A 19548-nucleotide genomic window follows, 5' to 3' on the forward strand; every position below is an offset into this window, starting at 1 on the left:
AAATAACGGGAATATAAAAATGAAAACCTATTTTCAGACTGAAATCATTAAAGCTATTTTTTAGCAGCCTAATTCAAGGAGAAGATATCGAACGCAAGCTAATGCAACAACCTGAATGAGTGAATTTATATCAAGAAAAATAGGAGTAAATTATGACAAAAAAATTACCTAAAATCGTCGTATTAACAGGAGCGGGAATTTCCGCTGAATCAGGTATTCAAACTTTCCGAGCATCTGACGGATTATGGGAAAATCACCCGATTGATGATGTCGCCACACCCGAAGGCTTTATGCGTAACCCTGAATTGGTTCAGCAGTTCTACAACGAACGTCGTCGCAAATTATTTGACCCACAAATTCAGCCTAACGCAGCACATATTTCACTTGCGAAACTGGAAGAAAAATTAGGCGAAAATTTCCTATTAGTTACGCAAAATGTCGATAATTTGCACGAACGTGCAGGATCGAAAAATATTATTCATATGCACGGTGAATTGCTCAAAGCTCGCTGTGTATATTCAGATAAGGTCTATGACTGGGAAAAAGATATCAAAAATACCGATCATTGTACTTGTTGTCAGCAGCCACGAAAACTTCGTCCGCATATTGTCTGGTTTGGTGAAATGCCATTTGAGATGGAACGTATCTATCAAGCTTTAAGAGAATGCGATTATTTTGTTTCCATTGGTACATCGGGCAATGTTTATCCAGCAGCGAATTTTGTGAAAGAAGCGAATGCCTGGGGAGCTGGCACAATTGAGCTGAATCTTGAGAAAAGCGAAAAAGCTTCAGAATTTAAAACGGCTCGTTATGGCAAGGCCACAGAAATTGTTCCGAAATTTGTTGAAGCAGTATTAAAACAAATTGGCTAATTAGATGCCATAAGCATCCACGCTTATGCTAAGCAATAAGTAAGAGCAATCAACAACTTACATTAAAAATTGGAGAAGAAAGATGAAAAATGATCTTCACTATGCTGCAGAGTTAATTAAAAACGCCGATGGTATTTTAATTACCGCAGGTGCAGGAATGAGTGTGGATTCGGGACTACCGGATTTTAGGAGTTCAGGTGGGCTTTGGAATGCTTATCCTCCTCTTGCAGATAAAAAAATTAGCTTTGAGCAACTTGCTACACCAGAGGTTTATCAGAATAACCCTGAAATTGGCTACTGGTTTTTCGCTCACCGACTTATTCAATATCGCGAAGCTGAGCCACATCAAGGTTATGCTATTTTAAAACAATGGGCAGAAACAAAACCGCTCGGCTATTTTGTTTACACCAGTAACGTGGATGGGCAATTTCAAAAAGCAGGTTTTGATCCCAAAAGGATTTACGAAATTCATGGCACAATTCATCGCCTACAATGCCAATCTAACTGTAAAGGCGATAGCTGGGAGGCAGAAAATTTTAAACCAACAGTAAATAACACACAATGTAGAATGACGAGCGAACCGCCGAAATGTGCTTGGTGCAATGGTCTTGCTCGTCAAAATGTAATGATGTTTAATGATTGGTTCTTTGCTGAGAAGTTTTACCAATGGCAAAAATTGCGTTTAAATCAATGGTTAGCTGAAGCAACAAATTTAGTGATAATTGAACTGGGTGCAGGCAAAGCTGTTCCAACAGTACGTTATTTTTCTGAACGTACAGCAAAAGCAAAAAAAGCAGGTTTTATCCGTATAAATCCACTTGATGCTGGAGTGCCTAAAATGCATTTTTTAAGTTTAGAAATGAGAGCGTTAGAAGCATTAATGAAGATTGATCTGTTACTCCAAGAATAAGAGTAGTTGATTAATCTTTTAAGACTAAAATATAGATTTTTAGTTTTTATTCAACATCGACCTTTGGTTACCATCAGTTAATGATAAGTTTATCGCGACACTAATTGTCGCTTATCTCATTATATTATTCATATCAAAAAAGAAGGAGAAACAAAATGAATAAACCGATTTTATATATTGATATGGATAATGTGTTAGTCAATTTCCAAAGTGACATTGCAGCCCTAGATATTGAAACCCGAGCAACTTATCGGGGAAATTATGACGAAGCCCCAAATATTTTTAGCAAAATGAAACCAATCAAGGGGGCTGTTGAAGCGGTGCATAAACTTGCAGAACATTATGATATTTACGCACTTTCCACAGCTCCTTGGAATAACCCAACTGCGTGGTCAGATAAAGTATTATGGATCCAAAAATATTTCGGCACAGTATTATATAAACGCTTAATTTTAAGCCACCATAAAAATCTGAATAAAGGAGAATTCCTAATTGATGATCGTTTAAAAAATGGCGTAGAAACATTTGAAGGTGAGCATTTGCATTTTGGTGTCGATTATAAAAATTGGCAAGAAATTACCGATTATTTACTAGATAAAGCGGTATTTTATAAGGCACAAACAAAGAAAGAAGAAAAATCGCATATTGAACTAAATAGTTTATGGCTTGAATATCAAGAGTATGAAAAAGTGTTTATTTATCCTAATGGAATTCAACATAAAGAAGAAAAAGCAGAACATAGCTCACTTAATTTAGCACGATACTTACAAGATAAATTACATTGCTCATTACTAGAAATTTCAACAAAACGAGGGTTACTTTATTGTGTAATTAACGATAAAAAATCAGAAAATTTTGAAAAAATCATTTTAAAATGGCAAAAAATGTATTCTCAATCCTTTATTGATTTTGCCAAGAATAAATATAGTTTTGATTGTTCTTTAATTAAATTTTCTAAATTTAAGAAAATATATACTAAACCACAAGAAGTCAAAATTACCGAATTTAATAAACCTCTCCCCTATTTTTGGGGAAATTTAATGAGTAGATGGATGAGAGATCGTATTTATCAAGCAATTGAAAAAAATTTAGAACAAATGGAATAAGGAAAATTATAGCAGTGTGGAATATTACATTTTGTCAAAAAATTGGCTCAAATAAACAACATAATCAAGATGCATTATTTAATGGTTTGGATGTATTTCAATATAAATTAAAAAATGCAGAAACAATTTGCGTCGAGTCTGAACCGCTCTTTTTAGGTGTAGCAGACGGTATTTCTAGCAGTCCAACACCACAACGAGCCAGCCGATTTATAATGGATGCACTTTCAAAGTGCCAAGGCTTAAATAGTCAATGGCTAAGATCAGTAAAATCTGAATTGCTGTATCATTGCGATTTCGGATCATCAACCACTTTTGTCGGAGCGGAAATATCCTGTTCAGGTAAAGGGAAAATATTAAACGTAGGCGACAGCCGAGCTTATAAAATCACCCTTTCTGGCGAATGGAAACAATTAAGCGTTGATCATATTATGCTTGCGGAAATGGAAGCTGAAGGTATTACAGATCAAAATATTGATTATGCCTCTATTTATTCAATGTTGTCTGATTATATTGTTGCAGATTTTGAGTTTACAGATTTTAAAATTCATTGTACCCAATTTAAATTAGAAAAAGGCGAAAGTTTATTACTTTGCTCTGATGGCTTTAGTGATTACATTTCCCAATCACAACGCCAAGAAATTTGGCAAAAATATTCAACAAATAAAGAACGTTTAAATATTTGCAAAAAAATACTGAGTTCTCACCGCTTGTATGATGACTTTTCGGTAGTAGTGTGTGAAATGAAATAAATTATCAGATTTTTTGGCATAATTACCCTTCATATAAAAATAATCCTTAAAGGTGTAATGATAAAGCAGCAACTTTTTTATCCATTACACCTGAAATACATCATCTTTTCTAGAAGAATTAATCCCGTTCTTCTAAAGCTAATTTTTTCTGAATGTCTTTTACAAGAATTTCCATTTTCTCGTATGAGTTAATTCCTGATGCTCCACCAAAAAATGGACATACACAAATCAACGTATCTTCAAATTGTGCATAAGCAATTTTTAGATCAGTATTATCCGAATAGGTAAAATCATTTTTTCCTGTAAAAAATGGCACAAAGCGATTTACTTCAGAAATCCCAGTACAAACAATTACTTTTGGTTTATATTTGGAAACTTGTTTTCTGAAAAACTCACCACGATTTACTACACACCATTCACGATATTCATCGAATGTTGAAAAACCAGTAAGCACTTTAAGTGTTTCATTCCAATCAATATTATTTCGATTAGGAAAACCAATCGGCAACATATTCATTTTAAAACCAATACCATTTTCTTTCTCAGAGTAAAGAATATGATGTCTTTCAACGAACGTAGTGCTATTTTCACCATTATTCCATTCTAAGTTCAAGAAATACCATAAGAACCAACAGATTTTTTGGTTATACTGTGCTGTCCAAGCTCCTTCAAAATCTTCATCTGACCAAGATGATAAATTAGTTTCATCTATAGGAGAATCGAGCTCATCTCGTTGATTTCCTCCCCATTCTAATCCGCAAAACCATACATCAGACTTAAGATTTCCACCATCACAACCTGCAAATGAAAGTGCTGTATTTTTAAATTGATTTGTAATCATTAACTTAGCTCCTTAGCTCTTGTTTATGTAAATTGAAGTTCACATTCTTTGAAACGATAATAATCTATGATATTTACTTTTAATGTCATAATTATCTGAAAAATTAGTGTGGATATTTCTTTATAATTCTCCATGTGTTCTTTACAATAGATTAAAAATTTTGCGAATTATACATTTCTGCTAATCAATGATCAATCAACTAGCAGTAACTTAGAACATCCCAAATAGTTGATAAATCTATACCGAAAGTAGCAATATGAAAATGAATGAATTGCTCAAGCATAAATAATCTAAGAGCAATTAAATTTGAATAGACAGTTTGCGCTTGGCTCTATATTTAAAATACCAAACTTTTTATGCCAACAATACCTCTTATTTTCCACTCTCTATAATTTCGCTATAATGGCACTTTTAAAATCATATTAGATAGGAAAAACAATGTTTGAGCTAAATCCAATCAAATCACAATTAGCCGATATGGCAAAACGTACTGAAACACTTCGGGGGTATCTTTGACTTTGATCTGAAAGTCGAGCGACTGGAAGAAGTCAATGCTGAATTAGAACAGCCTGATGTTTGGAATACACCTGAAAAAGCACAAGCATTAGGTAAAGAACGTGTTGCATTAGAATTAGTGGTGAATACGATCAAAAGCCTTGAGCAAGGTATCGAAGATGTGGAAGGGTTAATCGAACTAGCCGTTGAAGCTGAAGACGAAGCCACTTTCCAAGAAGCACAACAAGAAGCGGTCGGATTAGAAGAAAAATTAGCAAATTTAGAATTCCGTAGAATGTTTAGTGGGCAACACGATGCCGCCGATTGTTATGTTGATTTACAAGCTGGTTCAGGGGGAACAGAAGCACAAGATTGGACAGAAATGTTGCTGAGAATGTATCTCCGTTGGGCTGAAAGTAAAGGCTTTAAAACAGAACTTATGGAAGTTTCTGATGGCGATGTCGCAGGTATTAAATCGGCAACAATTCGAGTTTCTGGTGAGTATGCGTTTGGTTGGCTACGCACAGAAACAGGTATTCATCGTCTTGTGAGAAAAAGTCCATTTGATTCTAATAACCGTCGCCACACTTCTTTCAGTGCGGCTTTCGTTTATCCTGAAGTCGATGATGATTTTGAAATCGAGATTAACCCTGCCGATTTGCGAATTGATGTTTATCGTGCCTCTGGTGCAGGCGGTCAGCACGTTAATAAAACAGAATCTGCAGTACGAATTACGCATATGCCATCAGGTATTGTAGTGCAATGCCAAAATGGACGTTCTCAACATCAAAATAAAGACCAAGCGATGAAACAGCTCAAAGCGAAGTTGTATGAGATGGAAATGATGAAGAAAAATGAGGAAAAACAAGCGATGGAAGAAAGTAAATCAGACATCGGTTGGGGTAGCCAAATTCGCTCTTATGTCCTCGATGATTCTCGTATTAAGGACTTACGCACCGGGGTTGAAAACCGCAATACGCAAGCCGTCTTAGATGGCGATTTAGATCGTTTTATTGAAGCGAGTTTAAAAGCTGGTTTGTAATGAATAACTAAGCGGTGAGTGCTAAACGATTTTTTGCAAAAAATCTTCTTAATCTCACCGCTTACTTTATCCCTATTTAATCACCAATTCTCGATTAACCGCTAATGGTGAAAACGTTTGAGCCGTTGGCATTACTTCAATACGATTGATATTAACGTGTGGCGGTTGTTGGTTTAACCATAACACAATATTCGCAATATCTTCAGGGGAAACATACTGCACGTTTTCATAAAGTTTAGCCGCTTTTTCGTCATCACCTTTAAAACGTACATTAGAAAATTCTGTTCCACCACATAGCCCTGGCTCAACATTGCTCACCCGAATTGCAGTTCCTGCTAAATCGGCACGCAAATTAAGGCTAAACTGTTTAATAAAGGCTTTTGTTCCGCCATATACATTACCACCAGGGTAAGGATAATTACCAGCTATCGATCCTAAATTGATGATATGACCACTATTACGAGCCACCATTTCAGGTAAAATTAAGCGAGTGACACTGACTAATCCTTTGATATTTGTATCAATCATTTGATACCAATCACTCAACTCTGCTTGGTGAGCAGGTTCAAGCCCTAACGCTAAACCCGCATTATTGACGAGCAAATCCACATTTTTCCATTCATTTGGACGGTTATTTAATGCTTGTTCAGTCTGCTGAAGGTTGCTTACATCAAACGCTAAAGGTAAAAAATGCTCCCCAAGCTCTGCCTGTAATGCAGATAAACGCTCTGCTCGTCTGCCTGTGCCGATAACCTTATAACCCGCCGAAATCAATGTTTTGCAGATGGCTAAGCCAAAGCCAGCTGTTGCTCCTGTAACTAATGCAATTTTCATTTTTTCTCCTTCTATTGATACGATGTTTTTATATTAGATAAGGCTACACTGACAGTAAATGAAAAGTCATCACACAGTAATCAAACTTATTAAAACAATATATTCAGAGTAAATTTATTAAAAATCAATGTTCATCAATCACAAATTCAAACCAATCAATCACATCTTTCTCGTGAATTCCATTTTTGATTAAAACATTCGCTCGACTTACAGAATTTGGATCGTTTGAAATAAGTGGATGCCAATCAAATAAAGGTTTGCCTTCATAAAGTAAACGATAAGCACAGGTTTGCGGTAACCAGCCAAACTGAGGAAGGTTCTTTTTAGTCAGTTTAGTGCAATCTTGTTCAAGGCTAAAACGCTCAAGGTAATTACTGCACTTCCCTGTTTCTACGTTTAATAAATTACAAGCGACAGACGTGTAATATAATCGTTCTCGTCTCCCCCTGCCTTTAATGTATTTACGATAACAACATTTACCGCAGCCATCGCAAAGAGCTTCCCACTCGGCATCATTCATGTCCATCAAGGATTTTTTCTGCCAAAAAAGCGGTTCGATTTGTGAATTTTTTTGCAACATTAACGAATGACAACCGCAGTGCCTGTTGCCACCACAACAAACATACTTTTAGTGCCTAAGGTAGAATAATCAAAAGAAACACCAACAACCGCATTTGCGCCTAATTTACGTGCATTAGCCTCTAATTCTCTTAAGGCATCTTTGCGTGAATCGTTGATTTTGCTTTCATAAACACCTGAACGTCCACCAATTAAATCAGTGATGCTAGCAAAAAAATCACGAACGACATTCGCTCCCGACACCACTTCACCAAATACAACTCCTTTGTATTCGATAATCTCTTTACCTTCAATAATGGGGGTTGTAGCAATTAACATTATGCCTCCTGATTAAGTTGTTGCTGCAATGATTTTAAGGCGATTGCTCGATGAGAAATCTGCTTTTTCTCGGCAGTTTCTAATTCGGCAAACGTGCAATTTTTAGCTGGATAATAAAATAAGGAATCGTAGCCAAAACCATTTGTACCTCTTTCTTCTCGCAAAATTTGCCCAAAACATTCGCCCAGTGCAATTTTAGGCGTTGGATCGGTTTCGTGTTGTAAAAAAACAATGCAACTCACAAATTTTGCACCACGTTTCTCATCAGCTACATTCACCATTTCAGCAAGTAATTTTTGGCGGTTTGCCGCATCATCACCATCAACACCGGCATAACGAGCAGAATATAACCCTGGTTCTCCCCCCAGAACATCTACTGCTAACCCTGAATCATCGGCAATAGCTGGTAAACCAGTCAGTTTTGACGCGTAACGTGCTTTAATGAGTGCATTTTCTACAAAGGTTAGCCCCGTTTCTTCCGGGCTTTCTATGCCAAATTCACTTTGAGCAACGACTTCAAAGCCAAATTGCCCTAGTACATCAGCCATTTCTTTAACCTTGCCTTGATTACCTGTGGCAAGGACGATTTTTGTTTTATCCATATAAATTCCTTTCGTTTTACATAAAGGTAAATTGCAAAATTCTACCCGAAAATCACCGCTTATCTAATGCATCTACTCATATAAACTTGGATCGCTCTCATTCGGGCGAGTTTTAAAACGGCGATGAAGCCACATATACTGGCTCTGTGCTTTTAAAATCTCTTTTTCGACTAATTGATTCATTTTCGTTGCGGTATCAATATCATTTTCACATTGGCTAAAATCAACCGCAGGACTAATTTTTACCGTATAACCTGAAAAATCATCGTTTCTCATTGGCGTAAATGGCACAACTACGCTCTTCGGGGCTGAACGCAACAACATTCTAGAACCCGCTGTTGTACAAGTTTCTTGAACAGCAAAGAAAGGGACAAAAACACTATTTTTACGGCCGTAATCGTGATCTGGCGCATACCAAATTGTTTCACCCGCTTTTAAGGCTTTTATCATTCCGCGTAGATCTTTACGGTCTAGCATCGCTTTGTTGGAGCGTACTCTGCCTCGAAATTGAATCCAATCTAATAATGGATTATCATTCGGGCGGTAAACGCCAATACCTTGGTGATGTAGCCCTACAATCCTAGCCCCTAATTCAAGGGTAAGAAAATGCACGCCAACAAATAAAATTCCAGCTCCTGCTAGCTGATTTTTAAGATGTTCTAATCCTTCAATTTTTGACCATTTCAAAATTCGCTTATCCGACCAAAACCAAGCCATTCCAGTTTCAATAATTGCCATTCCGATTGAATCTTGATTCTCTCGTAAAATATGTTCAATTTGAGATTCAGAATAATGCGGAAAACAGAGTGCTAAGTTTCGTTTGGCAATCGCCATTCTACGCTGACCAAATTTGAATTGAACAAACATTTTACCTAGCGATTTTCCCAATATCACTAAGCAAGGATAAGGTAAACATAAGATAAGTCGAAATATGCCTAACGCAAGCCATAACCCCCAATACTTAGGCTTTAAAAATTCGGATTGGAACGGTGGTAATTTTTTTTCTGTCATTCTTTGTTCTCAATGGAGTAAATCATTTTACTTTCTTACAGTTAGGCGGAATTATAGTCGAAAAGCCCCTAAAAGTGTTAAGTAGATCAAATTTTTGCATTTTTGTTAGGCTTACCAGTTGAAATTTAACAAGGAAAGGCATAATTTGAATACATCATCAATGACCAATGATGGTCAAAACCAAAAGAGGAAAATGCTATGACAATCAATATTTCAAGCAAACAAATGGAAGTTACTCCTGCAATCCGTACTCACATTGAGGAGCGTTTAGCAAAATTAAATAAATGGCAAACTCAGCTTATCAATCCACATTTCATTATTCATAAACTGCCGAATGGCTATGAAGTCGAAGCCTCTATTGGTACACCTGTTGGTGATCTTTTTGCAAAATCGCAAGATGCAGATCTGTACAAAGCGATCAACGATGTTGAAACTAAATTAGAAACACAATTAAATAAACAGAAACATAAAGGCGAAGCTCGCCGAGCGGATGAAAGCCTTAAAAAGTTAAATGAAACAAACTAACCTAGCGAGTTAAAAAAGGTGTAATGGACAAAAATATAAGATTTTTTTCCATTACACCTTTTTCTATCAGAGAACTTGGTTGGATTATCTCAAAAAAGCAGGAATTTTATTTTCGTATTCTGCAATTTTTTGCTCGTGTTGCAGTGTTAATCCGATATTATCTAAGCCATTTAATAAGCAATGGCGGCGGAAAGTATCAATTTCAAAAGGATAGGTTTTGTCGTTGGCGACAACGGTTTGAGCGTCAAGATCGACTGTAATTTCAGCACCTTCATTGGCAACTACATATTTGAACAATTCATCAACTTCTTCCTCACTTAAACGGATAGGTAACATTTGGTTGTTTAAGCTATTACCATAGAAAATATCCGCGAAACTTGGTGCGATAATTGCTCGGATACCATAATCATCTAATGCCCAAGGTGCGTGTTCACGAGAAGAACCGCAACCAAAATTTTCACGAGCAAGTAAGATACTCGCTCCTTGATAACGTGGATAGTTAAGCACAAAATCAGGGTTTGGTTGCTTGCCTTCGTCATCTAGAAAACGCCATTCGTGGAATAAATGTGCTCCAAAACCTACACGAGTTACTTTTTGTAAGAATTGTTTTGGAATAATTGCATCAGTATCGACATTTGATGCGTCAAGTGGCACTGCTAGGCCTGTATGTTGTCTAAATTCTTTTGCCATTTTATCTGTCCTTTATCTTTTTATATTTAACAAGCGGTACTTTTTGTAAAATTTTTTGAAAATCTGACCGCTTGTAACACTGATTTATTGAAGAATTAGTGAAGTTCAACTTTGCGGATATCGACAAATTTACCGAATACCGCCGCAGCTGCAGCCATTGCTGGACTGACTAAGTGAGTCCGTCCACCACGACCTTGACGACCTTCAAAGTTACGGTTACTGGTTGATGCACAACGCTCACCGGGTGCTAAACGGTCTTGGTTCATCGCTAAACACATTGAACAACCTGGTTGGCGCCATTCAAAGCCTGCTTCAATAAAGATTTTGTCTAAACCTTCTTTTTCTGCCTGTTCACGCACTAAGCCTGAACCTGGTACAACGAGTGCTTGCACGCCATTTGCAACTTTACGCCCTTTTGCCACAGCGGCGGCGGCTCGTAAATCTTCAATACGAGAGTTTGTACAAGAGCCGATAAAGACTTTATCAATAGAAACATCCGTTAATTTAATACTGTGTGGTAAATCCATATAAGCCAAGGCTTTCTCGGCAGATTGACGCTCAATTGGATCGATCATTTCTTCTGGGTTAGGAATAAGGTCATTTACACCGATAACGTGTCCAGGGTTTGTTCCCCAAGTGATTTGAGGTTCAATTTCATTACCTTCTAAGGTTACAACGGTATCAAATTCTGCCCCTTCATCTGTATGTAATGTTTTCCAGTAGGCAATAGCATGATCCCAATCTTCACCTTTAGGTGCATTTGGTTTATCTTTTAAATATGCGAAAGTGGTTTCATCAGGGGCGATTAAGCCTGATTTTGCACCTAATTCGATAGCCATATTACAAACGGTCATTCGACCTTCCATTGATAAATCACGAATGGCTTCTCCACAGAATTCTACAACGTGCCCTGTACCACCTGCCATTGTGGTTTTACCGATAATGGCAAGCACAATATCTTTTGCTGTAATGCCTTCACGCACTTTACCACGTACTTCAATTTTCATTTTTTTTGCACGAGCTTGTTTAACGGTTTGAGTGGCAAGAACATGTTCTACTTCTGATGTACCGATACCAAACGCTAATGCCCCGAAAGCACCATGAGTCGCAGTATGAGAGTCACCACAAACAATGGTCATTCCCGGTAAGGTTAAGCCTTGCTCTGGTCCCATTACGTGAACGATACCTTGGTTGATGTGGTTAATGTCGTAGAGTTGAATACCGAATTGATCTGTATTTTTAGATAACTCAACCATTTGAATACGTCCCATTTCACCTGAACCGCTTAAATCACGACTATCCGTTGGTACGTTGTGATCCATTGTTGCAACGGTTTTGGTTGGTTGACGAACTTCACGTCCCATTGCTCTTAATCCATCAAACGCTTGTGGAGAAGTCACTTCGTGAACTAAATGACGATTGATATAGAGTAAGGGAGTTTCACCTGGTGCTTCGTGAACAATATGGGCATCAAACAATTTTTCGTATAATGTTTTTTTCATAGCTTTTCCAACTCACTAATAAAATGTGCTTAAAACTAAACAAGCAGTATGCTATTCCTATTTTAAAATGCTAACAGGGGGTAAATATTTTTATAAAAACAACCGCTTGTTGAATGGCAAGGAATATAACTGCTCTCCAAATGAAAGTAAAATGCTATTTTTGTGCAAAATTCATTTTTTTATTCTGTTTGATAAGCAAAAAATAGATAAATATTGGATATTCATAGAATAAAATATCGAATTTTTTTGATTTGCTAGAACCTTATCTAGTGGATAAGGTTCTTTATAGAAGATTAGATAGTAAAGGCTGTTTATAAATTTGCGAAATTAACAGGGAAATCCTATCAATCTGAATTACGACAAGCTAAAAAATAATAGCAAATAGATGCCACGAAAGTGCAAGTTGCCATCATATATAGCATTGGTCGTTCAGTGTTTAATGGGATGTGTGATAGACCTGCTCCAATTAATGATGCAATGCCAAAACGAGCTGTTCCAGCTAAGGCATTTGCTGTTCCTGCCATTTGAGGATAACGATCTAAAATCGCTGCTGAGGCGTTGCTACCGATAGTGGAAACCATTCCAACAAAAATAGCAATTCCAATTGCCATTGACCATAAGCCAAGTTCAAATGTTGCAGAAATCGCTAGCCAAATTCCTGCAATAAATTGTAATGTTAGACCAATTCGTAACATTTTTTCTGAACCAATTTGGGTAACTAATCGCCCGTTAATAAAGGTCATTACAATCATTACACCAATATTTAACATAAAGAAGTAACCGAAATATTCTGCAGAAACACCATATAAACCAATATAAACGAGTGAACCTGATGTTAAGAAACAGAACATTCCAGAGAAAGAGAGTCCACCAACTAAAACATATCCAAGGGTAGCTTTGTGTGAAATCAGAGCTACGAAATTTTTTAAGACTTTAGTAAAGTTGAGTGGGGCTTTATTCTCTTGTTTGAGTGTTTCTGGTATGCCAATAGCAAACAAGCTAGCACATATAATCCCCATTACCATCAGTAAGTAGAAAATAGCGTGCCAATGAAACCAGTGAGCGAGATGTCCTCCCACAATAGGCGCAAGTAATGGTGCGACCATTGTAATAATCATAATCGTGGACATCATTCGTGCAAATTGGTTACGTTCAAACAGATCTCGAACTAATGCGCCCAGTACTACAGCAGGTGCTGCACCAAATAATCCTTGAATGAAACGCAATAGATAAAAATTTTCAATATTGGCAACTTGGGTTAGAAAAAAAGAAGCAACAGCTCCGCCTGATAATCCCAATAGAATAATCGGTTTTCTCCCGAAACTATCTGCAATCGGTCCCCAAAACAGTTGCCCTATGGCAAAACCAAAGGTAAAAATAGCCAAAGTTGTTTGGACTTTTTCTTGAGAAACATTGAGATCTTGTGCAATATCTAAAAATGATGGCAAATACATATCAATGGCAAGGGGAGGAAGCATTGAGAGTAAGCCTAAAATTACGACAAAAAAGCCAGTTGGTCTTGTTGCATTCATTAAAAACTCGCTATTTCTTGTTCAGTTAGAGCCCTAAATTCCCCTTCTTCAAGTGATTGATCTAAAACGACATTACCAATTCGCCAACGATGTAGAGCGACAACTTTATTTCCTAAGGCTGCAAACATTCGTTTAACTTGATGATAACGTCCTTCACTAATCGTTAAATTAACGTTGTAATCATCTAAAATGTCTAGGGTTGCAGGTTTCGTTAATGTTTTTTCACCGCGTAATAAAATTCCCGATGCAAATTGTTCGGCATAGAATGGCTCAATAGGATCAGCCAACGTAACTAAATAAGTTTTTTCACAGTGATGTTTAGGCGATGTGATACGATGCGACCATTGACCATCATCGGTTAAAAGAACTAATCCAGTCGTATCAGCATCTAAACGCCCTGCACAATGCAATTTGGCAGTTAATGGGTAATCAAAAAATTGAAAGACCGTAGGATAATCGCCATCATCGTGTGAACAGACGCAGTTTTGTGGTTTATACAACATAAAATATTGGCCTTCATTCACCCATTCTAATATCTCACCATCAAAGCAAATTTCGTCTTGTTCACTAATTTTTAAAGCACTATTTTTCTCAATAACTCCATTCACTGTGACTTGTCCTGATCTGAGTGCTTTTGTTGCTTGTGAGCGAGTTAGCCCGGTGTTTTCTGCAATAAATTTATCTAAACGCATTCTCTATATCCTAAATGTAAATGATGCCCTGAATAAAATTAGGGTAATAATGTGATTATAGTCCTATTTTCTCTTCGGCTGTAAATTAAGTTGTAAATTTTTGCAAGCTCTTTGGCGATTGAGCTATATGTCTATATAATGAAGAACGGTTTTTCAATCAAAATAGGCATTATTGTGGATATTGTGGTGAATTTTGCGATTTATTTGCAATTTTTTATTGGATTATTTGCTATCGTAAACCCATTCGGGACTTTACCGATTTTTTTCAGTATGACGGCTCATCAGTATGAAGCGGACCGTAACAGAACGAATTTAACCACGTCTATTTCTGTTGGCGTTATTTTGCTAGTCAGCCTGTATTTCGGTAAATTGATCTTGGATGTATTCAGTATTTCACTGAACTCTTTCCGTGTGGCTGGTGGTTTTTTGATTGTCAGTATTGCAATGACGATGATCAGCGGCAAATTAGGTGAGCACAAACAGAATAAAGAAGAACGAAATGAAGATGTTTCAGAGTATGAAAATCTTGGAGTGGTACCATTAGCAATGCCAATTATGGCTGGTCCTGGGGCGATTGGTTCAACTATTGTTTGGGGAACTCGCTATCATTCGTGGGTAGATTATGTCGGTTTTAGTGTTGCGATTATTCTATTTGCGGCGACTTGTTATGTTTTATTCCGATTTTCCGCACCATTAGTAAAACGTTTGGGAAAAACAGGTTCAAATGTTGTAACACGTATTATGGGGTTAATTCTAATGGCGTTAGGCATTGAGATTATTGTCGCAGGATTAAGCAATTTATTTCCAGGGCTTACATCAATTAACTAATGAAATAATGAACATTAAGCATAGGCTCAACTTGACCACTGAAGGAAAATAAGCGGTGAGATTTGCAAAATTTTTTACTATATTGACCGCTTGTTTAGGCGTAATCACTGCTTGCGATCAAAAAACAGAGCAGAAACCAACCGTTTCAGCAATAGATAAATCGCCCCACGAATTAACACGTGCAATTTATTCTGCTCATTTACAACTTGACCCACATTTAATTAAGGCAACGCCTGATGCTGCTCCTCTTCGTGATTTACTTGTCGGTTTGATGCGATTTAATTCAGCAGGCGATGTTGTTCCTGCGATTGCCAAAGAGTTTTTTAGTGATGACAATAAAAACTGGCTCTTTATCTTAGATGATCAAGCAAAATGGTCGAACGGAGAAGCTGTAATTGCAGATGATTTTGTTGCAAGTTGGCAGCGCCTTGCAGATAAAAATAACCACTCTCCTTTGGCTCATTATTTGATCTATATGGGGGTTGAGAATGCGAAAGAGATTATTGAAGGCGTAAGAGTAAGTAATGAGTTGGGCGTTAAGGCATTAAATGCTCATACGTTACAGATTCAATTAGTCCAAGCTAATCCAAATTTCCCTAAAATGTTGGCGCATATTGCACTGCTACCAACTTATCGCGGGCAAAAACCTGAAGAATATAAGTTTATTAGTAATGGTGATTATCGTATAAAAGAACGTAGTAAAACAACCTTAACGTTACAATCAGAGCGGACTGAGTTAGCTTTTCAAACAGTGTTATATCAATTGATTACGACTATTCAAAACCCAAGCCGCTTTGATATCGTGGAGAATCCACTAGTTAGTTATACTCGTAACCAAATAATGCTTCCTCGTTTATGTACCTATTTTTACGAATTTAACTTTAACGATCCAGTGTTGAAACGAAAGGAAGTTCGCCAAGCTATTCAAGCGATGTTATCGCCATCTCAGATTGCGAGTGGCATAGGGATTGCCAATTATTTTGTATTGCCAAAAACAATGCTTGAAAACTCAGAACGCCCATTGCCAAAATCGAGTGCGGAGCAAATCTTGCACCAGATTGGTATTGATGCAAAATCGCCTGTTCAAATTAGCTTAACCTATGATGATCAAGAACCACACAATCGGATTGCGACACGAATTGCTCGTAAGTTGGGACAATCGGATCTCTTTAGAATCGATGAGCAAGCGGTGAGTTGGGAAGAATTATTGGCAAAACGTAACACGCAACAATTTCAGCTCATTCGCTCTGGCTGGTGTGCAGATTATTCAGACCCGCTCTCTTTCTTAACAATGTTTCATTCAAGTAGCCCCGATAACAAAAGTGGCTATCACAATGAAATGATAAACCAATCACTAGAAGAGTTACAATCAGCAGTGTTATCAAAAGCAGAGAGAGAGCAAAAGATAATGTCTATCGTGAATGAATTGCAAAAAGATGTTGCTATCTTACCGCTTTTCCAATATCAAAGGAGAGTGACCGTATTACCTGATATTCAAGGAATTGAAATGAATAACAGTAGTGAAGTGATTTACAGTAAAGATTTATATCGACAACAAAAGGATGCACAATGAATCAACTTACCGAACAACAACTCAATAAAGTTAAAGAGATTGTTCAACAATTTACCCATCCAACGTTGCAAAAAGATTTGTTAGCGTTGAATGCACTTAAAAAAGCAGAATTAGCAGGTGGGATTTTACGTCTTGAATTTACAATGCCATTTGCTTGGAATAGCGGATTTGACGCACTGAAACAGGCAACGGAAGAAAAACTAAAATTAGCAGTGGGTGCTAATGCAGTAAAATGGGTTATTAATTATCAAATAGCTACGTTAAAGCGTGCTAACAATCACCCTGCGGTAAATGGCGTTAAAAATATTATTGCGGTTACTTCAGGTAAAGGTGGGGTAGGCAAATCAACGACTACGGTGAATTTGGGCCTCGCTTTAAAAGCGCAAGGTGCAAGAGTAGGAATTTTAGATGCTGATATTTACGGCCCATCTATTCCACATATGTTAGGAGCGGCAGATCAACGCCCAACATCACCTGATAATAAGCATATCACCCCAATTGAAGCTCAGGGTATTTACTCAAACTCTATCGGCTATTTAATGGAAGCTGATAATGCGACTATTTGGCGTGGCCCAATGGCAAGTAGTGCATTAAGCCAGTTATTACAAGAAACCTGGTGGCCAGATTTAGATTATTTAGTCATTGATATGCCACCAGGTACAGGAGATATTCAGTTAACTCTGTCTCAACAAATTCCTGTTACAGGTGCAGTGGTGGTAACGACCCCACAAGATATTGCTTTACTTGATGCGATTAAAGGTATTGCAATGTTTGAGCGAGTTTCAGTGCCTGTCTTAGGAATTATCGAAAATATGAGTGTACACATTTGCTCAAATTGTGGGCATCACGAACATATTTTTGGTACAGGTGGGGCAAATCGTGTTGCAGAAAAATATAAAACCCAAGTATTAGGTCAATTACCACTGCATATTCGTTTGCGTGAAGATCTTGATAATGGTAAACCAACAGTGGTTGCAGATCCTAACCACGAAATTAGCCAAGCGTATGCCGAATTAGCATCAAAAGTAGCTGCTGAGCTCTACTGGCAAGGCAGTGTTATTCCTTCGGAAATTATGATCAGAGAAGTGAAGTAACTTCCAAAAAATAAGCCTTGTATATTCTACAAGGCTTTAATTTATCCGATTACTTATTGCTTTTTCGCCCAATCTAAGAAACGTTTTTGCGTTTCTTTGTCTGCTTGTTGGAACCAGTATTGTAATTGCTGTTCTGCAATATTTTCACCTTGAACCATGACCTTACCTTTTGCAGCTTTGCCATTTGATGCAGGCATCATTGCCGCCATTGGCGTAACCGCAAGGGTTTTTAATGAAGCAACATTATTGCCACTATTGTAGTTTGATAGATTTTCAATAATGTTTGCATTCGGCATAAAGCCTTCAGCTTTCAAATAATCGTGCTTATACTCAACATCTTTACCAGACGCTGTTTTTACGCTGAATTTAGGCGATTTTTTAAATTCGGCAACATTGCTATCAGTGCGTAAATCAGGAGTCGTAATTTTAATATCTTCATTGCTACCTGCAAAGGTAATGACAATTGGTTGTGACTCAAAGAAAGAGCTGTCTGAACCAGAATGGTAAATACTGGAAACTTCGACTACAACTTGGTGTTGGTTACTATCATTTACTTCTAATTTGGTACTTTTTTTAACTTTTTGTCCGTCAAAAGCTAAAAAATTAATATTAGATGAGCTACTCACTGTTCCTGCTAAAGCGGTCGCACTGATAAATAAAGCACTCAAAGTAAATGCGATTTTGGCTAATTTCATAAAATGAACTCCTATAAAGCCGATATGATGAAAAAATTGTGCATATCCTATGCTAAATTTATGTAAATAGAAAGCAAGGAATGCGAACTAATGTCGATTTTTTATCTAAATTGTGATAGCTTTCTCAAGTTTTATTTATTTACGAGTATATCAAATGAGTGACGACCAACAGAGCTTAAGCACTTCAGAAAAAAAATCATTTTTAAAATCCTTATTTAGCGGGCTATTTCAACAAGAACCTAAAAATCGTGAAGATCTTGTCGAAGTTATTCGTGATTCTGCTGAAAATGAGTTGATAGATAGCGACACTAAAGAAATGATCGAAGGGGTAATGGAGATCTCCGAATTGCGAGTTCGTGACATAATGATCCCACGTCCACAGATTGTTTTTATTGATGCTGATCAGCCATTAGATGCTTGTGTTGATATTATTATTGAATCGGCACACTCTCGTTTTCCTGTTATTAGAGATGGAAAAGATACCATTGAAGGTATTTTATTAGCGAAAGAATTACTTAAATATCTGCGTTCAGATTCTGAGCCATTTAATATGGAAGAAATTTTACGTCCAGCGGTTATTGTGCCTGAGAGTAAGCGAGTCGATAGAATGTTGAAAGAATTCCGCTCAGAGCGTTTTCATATGGCAATTGTTGTCGATGAATTCGGTGCGGTTTCAGGATTAGTAACGATTGAAGATATTCTAGAGCAAATTGTCGGTAATATTGAAGATGAGTTCGACGAAGAAGAAATTGAGCCTATTCGCCAACTTTCTCAACATAGCTACGCCGTATTAGCATTAACTGATATAGAACGCTTTAATCAGCAATTTGCCACACAGTTTGATGATGAAGAAGTGGATACAGTTGGTGGTTTAGTCTTACAAGCCTTTGGCTATTTACCAAAACGGGGAGAAACCATTGAGTTAAATGGCATCTTATTTAAGGTGACATCTGCTGATAGCCGTCGCTTAATTCAATTACGAGTGACCGTAAACGATGAACAGCTTGAATTAATGCAGCAAAAAGATGGAAATTACGAGTAAAAATAAGTTGTAGAGA

At 37.2% G+C, this 19548-nt stretch carries 21 protein-coding genes; 10 read left to right on the forward strand and 11 right to left on the reverse strand.

The window, feature by feature from the left end:
- Positions 1–152 precede the first annotated feature (152 nt).
- The 4 genes from cobB (at position 153) to A1D26_RS09270 (ending at position 3637) form a co-directional block, all read left to right on the forward strand.
- On the forward strand, positions 153–872 hold the full coding sequence (gene cobB / locus A1D26_RS09255; RefSeq protein ID WP_157403730.1) for a Sir2 family NAD+-dependent deacetylase: 720 nt from the start codon (positions 153–155) through the stop codon (positions 870–872).
- Between the two features lie 82 nt (positions 873–954).
- Positions 955–1782 (forward strand): SIR2 family NAD-dependent protein deacylase, encoded by an 828-nt coding sequence (locus tag A1D26_RS09260; RefSeq protein ID WP_157403731.1) that lies wholly within the window; start codon positions 955–957, stop codon positions 1780–1782.
- Between the two features lie 155 nt (positions 1783–1937).
- Positions 1938–2888 carry a 5' nucleotidase, NT5C type gene (locus A1D26_RS09265; RefSeq protein WP_157403732.1) on the forward strand — a complete coding sequence of 317 codons (951 nt, stop codon included), beginning with the start codon at positions 1938–1940 and terminating at the stop codon, positions 2886–2888.
- A 14-nt stretch (positions 2889–2902) separates the two neighbouring features.
- Entirely contained in the window at positions 2903–3637 is a 735-nt protein-coding gene (locus A1D26_RS09270; RefSeq protein ID WP_157403733.1) for a PP2C family protein-serine/threonine phosphatase, read from the forward strand.
- Between the two features lie 118 nt (positions 3638–3755).
- Here A1D26_RS09270 and A1D26_RS09275 read toward each other — a convergent pair whose 3' ends face one another.
- The gene (locus tag A1D26_RS09275; protein ID WP_157403734.1) at positions 3756–4478 is read right to left on the reverse strand and encodes a hypothetical protein; all 723 of its coding nucleotides are present in this window, start codon (positions 4476–4478) and stop codon (positions 3756–3758) included.
- 438 nt (positions 4479–4916) lie between these two features.
- Between A1D26_RS09275 and prfB the strand changes: the two genes are divergently transcribed.
- A protein-coding gene (gene prfB, locus A1D26_RS09280; protein ID WP_157403735.1) for a peptide chain release factor 2 occupies positions 4917–6015 on the forward strand; the annotation gives its coding sequence in 2 pieces (ribosomal slippage) (positions 4917–4991 and positions 4993–6015; 1098 coding nt in all).
- 72 nt (positions 6016–6087) lie between these two features.
- Here the strand turns inward: prfB and A1D26_RS09285 are convergent.
- The 5 genes from A1D26_RS09285 to A1D26_RS09305 form a co-directional block, all read right to left on the reverse strand.
- Positions 6088–6849: an SDR family oxidoreductase gene (locus A1D26_RS09285; RefSeq protein WP_157403736.1), complete on the reverse strand. Its 762-nt coding sequence runs from the start codon at positions 6847–6849 to the stop codon at positions 6088–6090.
- Between the two features lie 124 nt (positions 6850–6973).
- Positions 6974–7429 carry a YcgN family cysteine cluster protein gene (locus tag A1D26_RS09290; RefSeq protein ID WP_157403737.1) on the reverse strand — a complete coding sequence of 152 codons (456 nt, stop codon included), beginning with the start codon at positions 7427–7429 and terminating at the stop codon, positions 6974–6976.
- Complete coding sequence (locus A1D26_RS09295; RefSeq protein WP_157403738.1) at positions 7429–7746, reverse strand: YbjQ family protein; 318 nt, start codon at positions 7744–7746, stop codon at positions 7429–7431. Before A1D26_RS09295 ends, A1D26_RS09290 begins: the two co-directional genes overlap by 1 nt.
- The gene (gene rdgB / locus A1D26_RS09300; protein WP_157403739.1) at positions 7746–8348 is read right to left on the reverse strand and encodes an RdgB/HAM1 family non-canonical purine NTP pyrophosphatase; all 603 of its coding nucleotides are present in this window, start codon (positions 8346–8348) and stop codon (positions 7746–7748) included. Before rdgB ends, A1D26_RS09295 begins: the two co-directional genes overlap by 1 nt.
- 72 nt (positions 8349–8420) lie before the next feature.
- Positions 8421–9359, reverse strand: coding sequence for a Kdo(2)-lipid IV(A) acyltransferase (locus tag A1D26_RS09305; protein WP_157403740.1), 939 nt, complete (start codon positions 9357–9359; stop codon positions 8421–8423).
- 198 nt (positions 9360–9557) lie between these two features.
- Here A1D26_RS09305 and hpf point away from each other — a divergent pair, with 198 nt between their 5' ends.
- Positions 9558–9884 carry a ribosome hibernation-promoting factor, HPF/YfiA family gene (gene hpf / locus A1D26_RS09310; protein ID WP_157403741.1) on the forward strand — a complete coding sequence of 109 codons (327 nt, stop codon included), beginning with the start codon at positions 9558–9560 and terminating at the stop codon, positions 9882–9884.
- A gap of 84 nt (positions 9885–9968) precedes the next feature.
- Here the strand turns inward: hpf and leuD are convergent, their stop codons facing one another.
- The 4 genes from leuD to rsuA form a co-directional block, all read right to left on the reverse strand.
- Positions 9969–10574, reverse strand: coding sequence for a 3-isopropylmalate dehydratase small subunit (gene leuD, locus A1D26_RS09315; RefSeq protein ID WP_157403742.1), 606 nt, complete (start codon positions 10572–10574; stop codon positions 9969–9971).
- A gap of 95 nt (positions 10575–10669) precedes the next feature.
- Positions 10670–12076 carry a 3-isopropylmalate dehydratase large subunit gene (gene leuC / locus A1D26_RS09320; RefSeq protein WP_157403743.1) on the reverse strand — a complete coding sequence of 469 codons (1407 nt, stop codon included), beginning with the start codon at positions 12074–12076 and terminating at the stop codon, positions 10670–10672.
- A gap of 344 nt (positions 12077–12420) precedes the next feature.
- A complete protein-coding gene (locus A1D26_RS09325; protein ID WP_157403744.1) occupies positions 12421–13608 on the reverse strand; it encodes a Bcr/CflA family multidrug efflux MFS transporter in 1188 nt (395 codons plus the stop codon).
- Positions 13608–14300, reverse strand: a complete 693-nt coding sequence (gene rsuA, locus A1D26_RS09330) for a 16S rRNA pseudouridine(516) synthase RsuA (protein ID WP_157403745.1) — start codon at positions 14298–14300, stop codon at positions 13608–13610. Before rsuA ends, A1D26_RS09325 begins: the two co-directional genes overlap by 1 nt.
- Before the next feature lie 138 nt (positions 14301–14438).
- On the opposite strand from rsuA, the gene A1D26_RS09335 reads away from it, so the two are divergent.
- Genes A1D26_RS09335 through apbC form a run of 3 tightly spaced genes read left to right on the forward strand, consistent with a single transcriptional unit; the run spans position 14439 to position 17795 of the window.
- Positions 14439–15128 carry a YchE family NAAT transporter gene (locus A1D26_RS09335; RefSeq protein WP_198303157.1) on the forward strand — a complete coding sequence of 230 codons (690 nt, stop codon included), beginning with the start codon at positions 14439–14441 and terminating at the stop codon, positions 15126–15128.
- A 55-nt stretch (positions 15129–15183) separates the two neighbouring features.
- Positions 15184–16701 carry a peptide ABC transporter substrate-binding protein gene (locus A1D26_RS09340; RefSeq protein ID WP_232516822.1) on the forward strand — a complete coding sequence of 506 codons (1518 nt, stop codon included), beginning with the start codon at positions 15184–15186 and terminating at the stop codon, positions 16699–16701.
- On the forward strand, positions 16698–17795 hold the full coding sequence (gene apbC, locus A1D26_RS09345) for an iron-sulfur cluster carrier protein ApbC (RefSeq protein WP_157403746.1): 1098 nt from the start codon (positions 16698–16700) through the stop codon (positions 17793–17795). Before A1D26_RS09340 ends, apbC begins: the two co-directional genes overlap by 4 nt.
- Positions 17796–17848: 53 nt before the next feature.
- On the opposite strand, the gene A1D26_RS09350 is transcribed toward apbC, so the two are convergent.
- The gene (locus A1D26_RS09350; protein ID WP_157403747.1) at positions 17849–18490 is read right to left on the reverse strand and encodes a curli polymerization inhibitor CsgI-related protein; all 642 of its coding nucleotides are present in this window, start codon (positions 18488–18490) and stop codon (positions 17849–17851) included.
- Positions 18491–18644: 154 nt separating this feature from the next.
- On the opposite strand from A1D26_RS09350, the gene corC reads away from it, so the two are divergent.
- Entirely contained in the window at positions 18645–19532 is an 888-nt protein-coding gene (corC, locus tag A1D26_RS09355) for a CNNM family magnesium/cobalt transport protein CorC (protein WP_157403748.1), read from the forward strand.
- Positions 19533–19548: the final 16 nt, after the last annotated feature.

The sequence above is a fragment of the Ursidibacter maritimus genome, from assembly GCF_009761395.1.
Lineage (GTDB): Bacteria > Pseudomonadota > Gammaproteobacteria > Enterobacterales > Pasteurellaceae > Ursidibacter > Ursidibacter maritimus.